This window comes from Streptomyces caeni (genome assembly GCF_042678285.1).
In the GTDB taxonomy this organism is placed as follows: Bacteria; Actinomycetota; Actinomycetes; order Streptomycetales; family Streptomycetaceae; genus Streptomyces; species Streptomyces caeni.
This window is the reverse complement of the sequence record NZ_JBHUDX010000112.1, coordinates 1-13,447: the sequence shown is the minus strand read 5'-3', so window position 1 is coordinate 13,447 and position 13,447 is coordinate 1. Positions and strand designations below refer to the sequence as shown.

Annotated in this window: 4 protein-coding genes and 1 pseudogene; 3 read left to right on the top strand and 2 right to left on the bottom strand. The window is 68.6% G+C overall.

All coding sequences use genetic code 11. The annotated features are described in order from the left end of the window. Positions 1-199: 199 nt before the first annotated feature. Together ACFSL4_RS33920 and mycP are read right to left on the bottom strand one after the other, a co-directional pair. Positions 200-682, bottom strand: a complete 483-nt coding sequence (locus ACFSL4_RS33920; RefSeq protein WP_381091499.1) for a type 1 periplasmic-binding domain-containing protein — start codon at positions 680-682, stop codon at positions 200-202. A 68-nt stretch (positions 683-750) separates the two neighbouring features. Next, positions 751-1,944, bottom strand: a complete 1,194-nt coding sequence (mycP, locus tag ACFSL4_RS33915) for a type VII secretion-associated serine protease mycosin (RefSeq protein WP_381091497.1) — start codon at positions 1,942-1,944, stop codon at positions 751-753. A gap of 422 nt (positions 1,945-2,366) precedes the next feature. Here mycP and ACFSL4_RS33910 point away from each other — a divergent pair, with 422 nt between their 5' ends. The 3 genes and pseudogenes from ACFSL4_RS33910 to ACFSL4_RS33900 form a co-directional block, all read left to right on the top strand. Next, the gene (locus ACFSL4_RS33910; RefSeq protein WP_381091496.1) at positions 2,367-12,323 is read left to right on the top strand and encodes a LamG-like jellyroll fold domain-containing protein; all 9,957 of its coding nucleotides are present in this window, start codon (positions 2,367-2,369) and stop codon (positions 12,321-12,323) included. 3 nt (positions 12,324-12,326) lie between these two features. After that, positions 12,327-13,010: a hypothetical protein gene (locus ACFSL4_RS33905; protein WP_381091495.1), complete on the top strand. Its 684-nt coding sequence runs from the start codon at positions 12,327-12,329 to the stop codon at positions 13,008-13,010. Between the two features lie 153 nt (positions 13,011-13,163). Next, positions 13,164-13,447: pseudogene (locus tag ACFSL4_RS33900) on the top strand (hypothetical protein); the annotation flags it as partial.

Below are 13,447 nucleotides of genomic sequence, written 5' to 3'. Positions count from 1 at the left end.
CCTCCGGATCAAGCAGATCCAGTATCAGCGTGTCCACCACTCAGGGGGAGGCCCCACCCGCAGTGTCGCGAGCCCCAAACGGATAGAGATGTGCTGGTCAGCGTCACCTTCACGTAGCGCTCGCAACGTGATCGACAACGCCGACATGTCCGCGGGCAGGGAGCCGAGGGTCCCCTCCTCGGGTCAAGCCCCGACCGTCTCAGGTTCGGGGTGGTGACTGTGGGTGGGCGGCCTGGCGTACCGCACTGATGACGGCCGACTTGTCGGCCGGTGAAAAGCTGCGCACGTTGGGCAGTTTGATGGGCGGGCCGACCGTGATGAACCGCTGATGCGGGTTGTGTTGGGCGGTTGTTGTCACGGCGTCATGCAGATGGGGGCCCACGGAGATGATCAGTCCGCAGTTGCGCTGCACGAGGCTGTTGACGTAGGGCAGGGGCGCCGATGTGCTGCTTTTCGGTATCTCGATGCGCTGTGCGTTGATGGCAGCACCCGAAGTGGCTTTCTGCAGTGCTGACCAGACCGGCCAGGCCGCGGACGCGTCCCGTTGGTCATTGATCAGGCAGGCGCGGAAATTCTTTGAGATGTTGTTGGCGACAACCTTCGGAGTCCGGGGACCGGCCAGCAATGCGATGGTGAGCCGCGACAGCAGGACGGCGGCGACCAGTGTGGCTGCGCCAGCCATGAGGCGGACTCTTCGCGGGCGGTTGTGAAGGCTGAAGGGAAGGTTCACGCGGCGCACTCCGGATTCGTTCAAGATCGGCTCTTCCGCTTCTTCTTGCTCGATTTGCTCGACTTGCCGGCGGGACGCGGTGCGCCGCGCGGCGGCGTCGGAGCCAGGGCCGCCTGCTTGTGAAAACGGCTCGTGTGGGAACTGCCCGTGCGGCGCCGGATGACGGCCCACGCCGCTGCGGCGGTGGACAGAGCCAGTGCCCCGCCCAGACCGGTACCGGTGGCCCATCCGATCCCGGTGCCGGTGTTGTGACGGCCGAGTGGGTCGGCGGACAGCAGCGGATTGACGCCAGAGCCGCTGATGGTGGCGGGTGCCCGCAGGGCAGCCAGGGGGTTGACCAGACCGTAGCCGTACTGGTCGTCGTGGCCGCTGCCGCCGGGCCGTTGGGCGGTGCTGATCAGGCGGCGGATGGTCTGGCCCGCGGTCAGATGCGGGAATGCGGAACGCACCAGCGCGGCCGCTGCGGAGACATAGGCGGCCGCATAGCTGGTGCCGTCCGCCCTGACGTACTGGCCGCGGTCATTGGCGGAGTAGATTCCGGTGGCCGGTGCGGCGAGCGTCGAGCGGGGGCTGGATTCGCTGACGGGCCAGAAACGGCCGTTGGAATCGGTTCCGGTGACGTTGATGACGCCGGGGAAGGACGCAGGGTACATGGCCGGATTGCCGTTCTGTCCTTCGTTTCCGGCGGAGGCGACGATGACGGCGTCCTTGCCGAGGGCGTAGGTGACAGCTTCGCGTAGCAGTGGGTCGGGCGTGGTCGTTCCGACGGATATGTTGATGACCTGTGCGTGGTGGTCCGCGGCGTATTTGATGCCCTCCGCGATAGCGGTGGGCTCCGCGGTTCCGTTCGTGGACACGCGCACGGGGAGCACCTTGGATTCCGGTGCGAGACCGGTCATTCCGTTCCCGCTGTCCGCCTCGCCCGTGCCCGCGATGATGCCGGCGATGGCCGTTCCGTGTGAATCGTCGGAGATGTCAGCCCGGCCGTCGTCCCGAGGGGCTCCGAGGAATCCCGCACCGGGCAGGACCTGGCCCTTGAGATCGGGATGCGCAGCATCGACTCCGCTGTCGATGACGGCGACGGTGACGCCCTGCCCTCGCGATATGTGCCATATCTGCTCGGCCTGGAACTGCGTGAGCGGCCACTCGGACGGGCGAATACCCGCCGCGTCGGCGGGGGCGTCTGCGGCGAGTGCCCACAGGCCCGCAAGCATGGCACCGACAAGGAATCGGCATGGGAAGAGCACGAACAGCTCCAATCGGTGCAGGGCGTCCGCAGGGCACGCACAGTGGGCGCGCGGAGCCTGCCAGGTTCTACCACACACCCGTAACGACGGCCGAGGGCCGAGCCGTCGCCCCGCCCCTTCCACCCGCGAACCGTGGCCTGCGGCAGTCAAGACCTCCAATTCAGGTGGGAAAAGGTCAGCAAAGGTCATGCGGGCATATCGGCGTGAACATGTGTGATCATGGCAAATCTCCGTCCACAATTGTCGATAAAGCGCTGTTGGTCCGTCAGTGGCGACAGGTAGAACTCTGCCGCCGCGCCTCCACAGGAGAGGTGTTGCCGTGTCGTGCCTGTGGGGGGTCTGCGATGGGTCGCCGTCTGCTCAGCGTGTCGTCTGGTGCCTGGAGAAGAGTGGCGTTCGTCATCGCTCGCCTCACCGGGGGCCTGCATCGGCGCCGGCTGCGCGGGGTCGCGCTCGTGGTCAGCGGCGCGCTGTTCGTGATGCTGGCGACGCAGCCGGCCGAGGCCGTCATCAGCCAGCACGCCCTGGCCTCCGGTTCCGCGGCGCTGCCTCGTCAGCCGCCGGGTTCGGCGGCCGGGCTGCCGCACCAGGTGAAATCGGCGGCGATCCGTGGGAAGGGCAGCGTCTCCAGCCCGAAGGCCAAGCCGGTCCGCGGGGCGCTTCCACTGTCCGCGACGCACGTGCCGAAGCCGAAGGAGCGCGGCTCGTTCAGCCCGAAGGGGAAGCTCGGCACCAAGCGCATGACGCCCCCGGCCCGGGTGCGGGCGGCCCTGCTGAAGGAGGCCCGGCAGAAGTCGGCCAAGGCGAACGACACCAGCTCGTCGGCGCAGCAGGGCGATCCGCACATACCCGGCCCGAAGGCCAATGGTGCGGAGGTCGTCAAGGACCGCACCGCGAACACGTCGGTGTTCCAGAACCCGGACGGCACCATGACCGCGCGGGTCTACAGCCGTCCGGTGCACTACCGCACGGCGAAGGGCGCCTGGGCCGACATCGACAGCACCCTGGTGCAGGGCGTGGACGGCCGGTGGGCGGAGCGCGCGGACTCCCCGTCGGCCGACTTCGCCGCGAGCGGAAACGATCCTTCTCTGGTCTCCTACGGGCCGTCGACAAGCGAACAGGTCAGCTACTCGCTGCAGGGCGCGGCCCCGGTGACCGGTCAGGCGTCGGGGAACACGATCACCTATCGCGGGATCGCCGACTCCTCGGACTTGCAGTACGCGGTCAGCTCGGGTGCGGTGAAGGAGACCCTGGTCCTGCGCGCCGCCTCAGCCCCGACGACCTGGACGTTCCCCCTCCACCTGACCGGCCTGACACCGTCCCTCACCTCCGACGGCAGCGTGGTGTTCAAGGACTCCTCGGGTGCGGTGCGGGTGACGATCCCGCACGGGTACATGGAGGACTCCAAGGTCGGCAAGGTCTCCGGAGAGGGCGCGACGTCCACTGGGGTGACCTACCGCCTGACCACCGTGGACGGCGCTCCGGCGCTGCGGGTGTCGCTGGACGCGTCGTGGCTGCACGACAAGGCTCGCGTGTTCCCGGTCAAGGTGGACCCGACGAACCTGAACGCTGCGTCGAGCACGTACGTGGAGACGCCGTACGACATCAACTTCTCCACCGACTCGGTGCTGAAGACCGGTTCCTACGACGGCGGTGGTCACAAGGCCAACAGCTATGTGCTGTTCTCGTCGTTCGGATCGACGTTCAAGAACGACTACATCGAGAAGGCGTCGCTGTACCTGGACGACGTGTGGTCCGGCGGCTGCACCGCTGAACCCGTCTACGTCCAGGCCATCACCAGTTCCTGGAGCGTGGGCAGCATCGCCGACTACCCGGGCCTGTCGTACGGGTCGACGATCGGCTCGGCCAGCTTCTACGGCGGGTCCAGTTGCGGCGGGGCCTCGTGGCACGGCATCGACATCGGTGACAACCCCAGCGCGGCAGGTGTGAAGCTGCTGGAGGGGTGGGCGCATGGCGGGACCAACCGGGGCTTGGCGCTGACCGCCAACACGTCGGTCGTGGCGGCCTGGAAGCAGTTCGCCTCGGTCCACTCGTCCTACCCGCCGTACCTGTCGGTCACCTACAGCCCCTACGGCGCCGACTACTCCATCCCCAAGCAGACCTACACCGAGCCCACCGCGAGCACCACCGGCTCGATGAAGGTGACGCTCACCAACCGGGGAACGACCTCCTGGTCGACGTCGAGCACGCAGCTGGCCTCCGACATCTACACCACGTCCTGGTCGAAGGTCAGCACCAACGCCACCAAGACGTACGTGCCGAGCTCGGTGAGCCCCAACTCCACGATCACGATGACCGGGACGCTGCCGGCGCTCGCCCCCGGCCAGTACTACGTGTGCTGGGACATGCTGACCAGCGGCACGTCGTTCTACTCCACCTACAACGTGCCGCAGACGTGCGCCAAGATCACCTCGGCCGATACTCCACCGCAGATCGACTCCACCTCGCCGCCCTCCAATGTCGTGGTCGGCTCCCTCTCGCCGCAGCTGTTCGCACGCGGCCACGACCCGGACAACTACCCCGGCGGACTGACCTACGACTTCCAGGTCTACTCGAACCCAGCCTCCGGCTCGCCGTCCCTTGTGGCGGACTCCGGCTCGGTGAGCGGGACCCAGTGGACCGTTCCGGCCGGCAAGCTGGCCTGGAATCAGTCGTACTACTGGGTTGTGTCCGACAGCGACGGCGACGCTCAGAGCGACTTCTCGGAGCCGTCGTACTTCTCCACGACCGTTCCCCAGCCGCTGATCACCTCGCATCTCGGGTCGGCGGCGCAGGGTCCGGACGGCCACACCTTCGATCCGCTGGTGGGGAACTACACCACCTCGGCGACCGACGCGAGGGTGTCCGTGGCGGGTCCGGCGCTGTCGGTGGTGCGCTCCTACAACTCGCTCGACCCGCGCACCGGCAGCCTCTTCGGGTCGGGGTGGTCGACGCGGTACGACATGTCCGCGGTGCCGGACGGCGACGGCTCGGGCACGGTCGTGGTGACGACGGCGAGCGGCCAGGAAGTGCGGTTCGGCCTGAACGGTGACGGGACGACGTTCACGCCGCCGCAGGGCATGTACGCCACCTTCCGCACCGTAAGCGGCGGCGGTTACACCCTGACCGACAAGTCGGGGACCACGTACACCTTCGGTGAGCAGGCAGGATCGGCCTGGAAGCTCACGAAGACCACGGACGCGCGCGGACGCAGCCAGACGCTCGCCTACAACTCCGACGGCACCCTGGCCACCGTCACCAGCGCCACTGGCAGCCGGTCGCTGCACTTCACCTGGAGCGGCGGACACGTCACGCAGGTGAGCACGGACCCGGCGACCTCCGGCGGCGCCGCCGAGACGTGGACGTACTCCTACAGCGGCGACGACCTGACCGGGGTGTGCCCGCCCACCTCCACCACGGCGTGCACCACCTACGCCTACACCTCCGGGTCTTCCTCCGGCTCGCACTACCGCACGGCTGTGCTGGACGCCAACCCCGCCGCGTACTGGCGCCTCGCCGAGTCCTCCGGCACCTCGGCGGCGGACGACGTCGCGGTCAACGAGGGCAACGACGACGGTACCTACCGTTCCTCCGGCGTCACACTGGGCGCCGCCGGACTGCTGCCCGGCTCGCCGACCACCACCGCCACCTTCGACGGCTCCAGCGGCTATGTGTCGGTACCGGTCGGCCTGCTGCATCAGGGCAAGAGCCGCGCGGTGAGCCTGTGGTTCAAGACCTCCTCGCCCGGTGTGCTGATCGGCGACCAGTCCACGGCGATCGACGGCACCACCAGCGCGTCCGGCACCTGGACCCCGGTGCTGTACGTGGGCTCCGACGGCAAGCTGCACGGTCACTGGTGGAGCGTCAGCGGCTCCGGCAGCGCCGATTTCGGCTCGACCGGCACGGTGACCGACAACGCCTGGCACCACGCGGTGCTCACCTCCGACGGCACCACCCAGACCCTGTATCTGGACGGGACCCAGCAGGACACGTTCTCCGGCACCCCCGGTGACCAGTCCAACACCATCACCTACATCGGCGCCGGCTACGCGACGTACTGGATCGACTCCCCGGCGGACGTCAGCTACTTCCACGGCTCCATCGCCGAGGTCGCCTTCTACACCCACGCACTCGGCAGCCCGGCGGTCCAGGAGCAGTACGCCGCGGGAACCCACGCCGCCACCGAGCTGACCGGCATCACCCTGCCCTCGGGCAAGACCGGAATGGCCGCCGCCTACGATGCGTCCCGCGACCAGGCCACCCAGGTCACCGACGCCGACGGCGGCACCTGGCACCTCAACCAGGCCGGCACCTCCGGCTCCGGCGCCTACTACCGCGACGCCGTCATCTCCCAGGCCGCCCCCAACTACTGGCGCCTAGAGGACACGTCCGGCAGCCAGGCCGTCAACGAGGTCGCCGGGGACACGGCGTCCAACTGGTGGTCCTCCGGCCCGGCCACCTACCACGACGTCACCCTGGGCGCTGCGGGACCGTTCCCCGACAGCCCGGAGACCGCCCCGTCCTTCAACGGCACTAGCTCCTACGTGACACTGCCGTCCACAACGATCTACAGCGGCAAGGTTTCACCCGACTTCTCCATCGAGCTGTGGTTCAAGACCAGCGCATCCGGCGAGACCCTGTTCAGCTACCAGAACGCCGCGATCGGCAGCACGCCGACGCAGTACACCCCTGCCCTCTACATCGGCGCCGACGGCCACCTCTACGGGCAGTGGTGGGACGGCCTGCTCTCGCCCATGGAGTCCCCGGACACCGTCGATGACGGGCACTGGCACCAGGCCGTCCTCACCGTGAACAGTGCCGGTGAGCAGACGCTCAACCTGGACGGCAAGCAGGCCGACACCCGCACCGGCCAGCAGCTGGACTTCACCGGCCAGAGCACCGCCTCCGTCGGCGCGGGCTACCTGGCGGGCAACTGGCCCTCGCTGCCCTCGAACAACGCACAGGGCTACTTCACCGGCTCCATCGCTGAGGTTTCTACCTTCAACCAGGCGCTGAGCACGGACACCGTGGCGGCGCAGTACGCCGCCCGCGGCACGTCCAACGGCGCCACCCCGGTCACCACCGCGACCGTGACCGACCCGGCCGGAAGGGCGCTCACCTACCGCTACGACCCGTACAACGGCTCGCGCCTGATCTCGGCCACCAACGCGCTCGGCCACACCACCTCCTACTCGTACGACTCCGGCGGTTTCGCCGCCACGGTGACCGACCCGGACGGCAACTTCACCGCCACCACCCACAACTCGCGGGGGGACGTGCTGTCGCGCACCACCAGCGACATGCACGGCGACACCACCACCAGCTACGCCACCTACCCGGCGTCCGGCACCTACGACGACACCGACCCGCGCACCGACGAACCCATCTCCTACGCCGACCCGCGCTCCACCAGCGCCACTGACACCACCTACGCCACCACTTACACCTACGACACCTCCGGCGACCCGCTCACCACCACCGACCCCGACGGTCACACGACCACCCGGACGTACACGGCGGGCACCGAGTCAGCGGTCGGCGGCGGCACCGAACCGGCAGGGCTCCTGGCCTCCGTCGAGGACCCGAACGGCCACACGACCACCTACGCCTACGACAGCGCCGGCGACCTCGCCCAGGTCACCTCGCCGTCCGGGCTGAAGACCAGCTACACCTACGACAACCTGGGCCGCCGCCTCACCCGCACCGAGACCTCGGACACCTACCCGGGCGGGGTGACCACCGGCTACACCTACGACGGCCAGGACCGTGTCGTCACCGCCGCCGGACCGGCCACCACCGACGCCGTCACCGGCACCACCCACACGCCGCGGACCACGTACACCTACGACGACGACGGCAACACCACCGCCCAGGCCGTCGCCGACACCACCGGCGGCGACACCACTTGCACCACCACCTGGACGTACAACACCCACGACCAGTTGGATTCGGTCACCGACCCAGCGGGCCGCAAGACTACCTACGGCTACGACGCCTACGGCAACCGAAACGCCGAGACCGACCCCGACGGCAACGCCTACACCTTCGACTACTCACCCACCGGTGAACTGCTCACCACCACGCTGACCAACTACACCGGCGACCCGGTCAACCCCTCCTCGCCGGCCTCGCTCGTGCTGGACTCGCGCGCCTACGACCCGGCCGGATGGCTCGCCTCCGACACCGACGCGATGGGCCGGACCACCGCCTACTACTACAACTGGAACCACCAGCTCATCCAGAGCTACCTGGCCAACTTCCACAACCCGGACGGCTCCAGCACCACCAAGGTCCTCCAGCAGAACGCCTATGACGCGGCCGGTCACCTGACCGAGCAGCAGAACACCGCCGCTCTGATCGAGAGCGACTACACCGTCGACCCCGCCGGTTTGATCACCCAGTCCGTCTTCGACCCCTATGGCCAGGACAAGACCACCACCTCCAACAGCTACGACGCGAACGGCAACCTCACCTCCCAATCCGTCGCCAAGGGCGGCACGACCGAGCAGACCGACTTCGCCTACGACGCGCTCGGCGACGTCACCTCGCAGACCGTCCACAACGGCGCGACGAACCTGGTCACCACCCACAGCTACGACCAGCGCGGACTGCTCACCTCCAGCACCGACCCGCGCGGCAACGCCTCCGGCGCCACCGCCGCCGACTACACCACCACCTACACCAACGACCAGGTCGGACAGCTCACCCAGGTCACCGCCCCGGTGGTGAACGCCGAGACCGACGGCGGCACCCCGCAGCAGATCCACCCCATCACCCTGTACGGCTACGACACCTTCGGCGACCAGACCTCCGTCGACGACCCCGACGGCAACATCACCACCTACACCTACGACGCCGACAGCGAGCAGGTGGCCGTCTCCGACGCCGCCTACACGCCGCCGGGCGCCAGCACCTCCCTCACCCCGGGCACCACCGCCACCTACGACGCCGGCGGCCGCCTCACCGCGACCACCGACGCCGACGGCAACACCACCCACTACACCTACGACCAGCTCGGCGACGTGGCCCAGATCGAGGAGCCCGCCGTCGGCGGCACCACGCCCACCGGTCACGTCACGTACGACGCCGACGGCGAACCGCTGTCCAGCACCGACCCCACCGGTGCGGTCGACCAGCACACCTACGACGACCTGGGCCGAGTAGTGACGTCCAGCGCGGTCGTCCGCCAGCCGACCGTCACCACCGACACCACCAAGTTCGGCTACGACGCCGCGGGCAACCAGACGTCCGTCACCCTGCCCGGCGGCGAGCAGTCCACCGCGACCTACGACGCGGCGGGCAACCAGCTCACCGCCACCGACGCCCGGGGCAACACCACCCACTACGCCTACGACCTCGACGGCAGGCTCACCAGGGCGACCCTGCCCGACGGCACCGCCACCACCCGGACGTACGACCTCGCCGGGCAGCTGACCGCCACCGCGAACCTGGACGCCTCCGGCGCCACCCTGACCGGCACGTCGTACGCCTACGACCCGGCGGGCAACCCGACCTCGGTCACCGACGCCGACGGCAACACCACCACCTACGCCTACGACGCCAGTGATGCACTGACCCAGCAGACCGAACCGGTCAGCTCCACGGCCACGATCACCACCAGCTTCGGCTACGACGCGGCGGGCAACCTCACCCGATACACGGACGGCGACAACCACGCCACCATCACCACCTACAACACGCTCGGTCTGCCCGAGTCGACGATCGAGCCCAGCACCAGCGCCTTCCCGAACACGGCCGACCGCACCACGACCGTCGCCTACGACGGCAACGGCAACCCGACCACCATCACCCGCCCCGGCGGCGTCACCCTCACCCAGACCTACGACGCCGACGGCCGCCTCACCGGCACCTCCGGCACGGGCGCGGAATCCGCCACCACAAGCCGCAACTTCGGTTACGACGCCGACGGCCGCCTCACCTCCGCCGGGGCACCCGGCGGCACCGACACCTACACCTACGACGACCGCGGTGAGATCCTCTCCGCCTCCGGCCCCTCCGGCAGCGCCACCTACAGCTACAACGCCGACGGCCTGCTCACCTCGCGCACCGACACGGCGGGCACCGCGACCTTCACCTACGACCCGGACGGCCAGGTCGACACGGCCGCCGACCCGGCCACCGGCACCGCGCTCACCTACACCTACAACTCCACCGGCCAGGTCACCGGCATCGCCTACGGCGGCAGCGGCAACGCGTCCCGCAGCCTCGGCTACGACGCCCAGCATCGCCTCACCAGCGACACCCTCACCGCCCCCGGCGGTGCCACCGAAGCAGCCGTCTCCTACGCCTACGACGACGCCGGACACATCACCGGACAGACCACCACCGGCACCGCGGGAGCGGCCGCCAACACCTACGGCTACGACAAGGCCGGCCGCCTGACCTCGTGGAACAACGGCTCGACCACCACCAGCTACGGTTACGACAAGGCCGGCAACCGCACCAGCGTCACCAGCGGATCCACCACGACGACCGCGACCTACAACGTCCGCAACGAGCTCACCGGCACCAGCACCGGCTCGTCCTCGACGAGCTACGCCTACACGGCCCGCGGCACCCTGGCCTCGGTCACCGGTCCCCAGGGCACCGAGAACCTCAGCTACGACTCCTTCGACCAGCTCACCACCGACGGCACCACCGCCTACACCCACGACGACCTCGGTCGCCTCGCCACCGCGGGCAGCAGCACCTTCGCCTACGACGGCACCGGCGACCAGGCCGTCTCCGACGGAACCGAAACGTACGGCCGCGGCCCCGCCGGTGAACTCCTCGGTATCGACGGCCCCTCAGGCGCGGCCCTCGCCTACACCAACCAGCACGGCGACCTGACCGCCACCTTCACCGCCACCGGCACGACCCTCGCCGGTTCCACCGCCTACGACCCCTACGGCCAGACCCTCGCCGCAGGCGGCACCCAGCACGACGTCGGCTACCAGGGCGGCTGGACCGACCCCGCCACCCGCCGTGTGGCCACCGCCAGCCGCTGGTACGACCCGTCGACAGGAGACTTCACCAGTCACGACGCCACCAGCCAGCCCCCCGTCCCGTCCGTCAACGCCAACGCCTACGCCTACGGCGACGACGACCCGCTGACCAACGCCGACCCGTCGGGGAACAGCGCCTGCCAGGCGGGCAGCGGCCACAGCAGCAGCTCTCACCACCACCCGTCGTACTCCTACACCCCCCACTACTCCTACACGCCCCACTACTCCTGGCACCCGACCACCACCTACCGGCATCACTACACACACACCCGGGCCCACCGCAGCCCCAGCCGGGACTACAGCGACGAAATCGCCGCAGCACAGCGCGCGCTGGCCGCCGAGGCCAGGGCCCAGCAGCGGCGGCTGGACAGCATGTTCAGCTACTCCGGCGGCGGTGGCCACCACAGCAGCTCCTCAAGCGGCTGGGGCTGGCTGGGCGCGGGCGCCAGCCTGCTCGGCGCCCTGGGACAGGGCTTCTCCTGGGCCGGCGCCGGGGAGGCCGCCGAGGTCGGAATCTTCGTCCTCGCCGCCGGCTACAGCAGCTGCAACGTCACCACGACGCCCCCTCCGCCGCCCCCGCCCACCGCGAAGACGGGCCTGCGGCAGAACCCGGGCACCAGGCCGACAGGCCAGCCCAAGGGCTCCCAGAGCCCACCCCAGAACGGCACCAAGACCGCGGCCACCGGCCCTTCGGACACGCTGCCCGTCGCCCTGCAGGGAGCGGCACCCCAGGTCACCGACCCCACGACCGGCCAGTCTGTCGCCGACAGGACAATGGACACGGCCACGGGGCTTCCGCTGACGCCGGGCGGTACGTGCGCTGTACTGTGTGACACCGCCGACAGCCAGGAACTTCCGCTCCAGCCGGCCTTCAGCGGAGACGGTTCAGGGAGCGGGAAGCCACCGCTCAAGACGGCCGCCGACGGCTGCGACGACGACCAGTTGTACACGTCGGTCGGCTGCGAGGACCCCATGGAGACCATGCGCCGCGTGACCAAAGATACCCACCAACACTTCCAGGAGGATCCGTCCCGGATCAGTCGGTACTTGAGCCCCGGGGAAATCGCCGCGGCCGAGCAGGAGCCATGGGTGGCCCGGGCCAATTACGGAAAGGCGATGGAGCGGGCCGTGGCGCAGCATCCCGACATCGAACCGAACTTCATCAACATCGGAGGTTCCTCGATGCCTGACTATGTCGGGATCACGAGAAGTGGTCCGGAGTTCTACGAGCTGACGACGGACTCGTTCCATGCGTTCCGGATTCACATCTACCGGCCGTATGTCTATCCGCAGACGTACGTGAGTTATCCACAGGTGCCTTTCGGATTCGGAGTCGTGTAGAAGATGACCGCACGGTACGGCAGGCGGATCGCAGGCCTGCGCGCGCAACCCGGAGACGAAGTGCGGGATCTACACGTCGACGACGCCGAGTTCCTGGGCTGCGTGGCGAGAGTCAGCGCCGATCCGGCCCAGCGGCTGCGCATCTCGCAGACAACTCTGTCCAGGTGCGGTGCGTACGACTGCTATGTCGAAGGCGCCCGGCTTGAGGATGTCGTCGTTGACGGTCTGGATACCAATGACATGCTGCGCGTCTGTGGATCTGTCTTCCGGCGCGTTGTCATCAAGGGTGCGATGGGCTGTTTGCAGATCGTTCCCTGGCTGCACATGTCGTACGAGAACCTTCAGCCTGTGTACGACAGGGCCAACCGTGATTTCTATGCGACCGTAGACTGGGCTCTCGACATCTCCCAGGCGGTCGGCGTTCCTTTGGACATACGTGGGGTTCCTGGGCGACTGGTCCGGCGGAATCCCGAAACACAGGGACTCATGACCTTCGAGCAGGCTCTGCTCGGTTCCTGGAGGTCGGTCGATCTGGCCGGTACCCACTTCTCCGCGGCCCCCAAGCTGTTGTTGGACGAGGGGCTGGAGGACATCCTCCTCATCGCAGATCAACGCAGTCCGGACCTTGCCCACCAGGTCACGGTGCTGGAACGCCTGAGGCAGGCGGGTGCGATCCTGCCGGACTGACGGGCGTCATGCTGCAGCACGTCCACGACCTGACGTTGCACACCTGAACCGCGGCTCCTCGGAGCTGGTGACGTCCATGCATCAGCTCTGAGGAGCCGCGATCTCCCCGTCGTCGAGTCGATCCCTTTGCGGCGTAACACCCAAGGTGACATCGTGGCGAGTCATCCAGGCTTCGGCGTGCTGCTGACCCGACTTCTGAACAACCGCCGGGTGGATGTCGCGTGGCTGTCCTCGGCGTCCGGGATCCCGGAGACCGAACTCCGCTCGGTGCTGGCTGGCACGCCGCCGCTGTCTTCGCAGCTCGACGTCCTCGCCCCGGCGCTCGGTTTCCATGCCACCGACCTCCATGTGATCGCCGACGTCGCGGTGCCGGGAACCCTCACCCCGTTACCTTTTCCGTGGCCCCGCAATGGGGCGCCTGGCCCCCGGGCCCGGTA

What these genes read in the sequence shown, in the direction of transcription:
- ACFSL4_RS33920 (WP_381091499.1), bottom strand. Translation starts at nt 682, where the DNA reads ATGGCTGGCGCAGCCACACTGGTCGCCGCCGTCCTGCTGTCGCGGCTC.
- mycP (WP_381091497.1), bottom strand. Translation starts at nt 1,944, where the DNA reads ATGCTTGCGGGCCTGTGGGCACTCGCCGCAGACGCCCCCGCCGACGCG.
- ACFSL4_RS33905 (WP_381091495.1), top strand. Translation starts at nt 12,327, where the DNA reads ATGACCGCACGGTACGGCAGGCGGATCGCAGGCCTGCGCGCGCAACCC.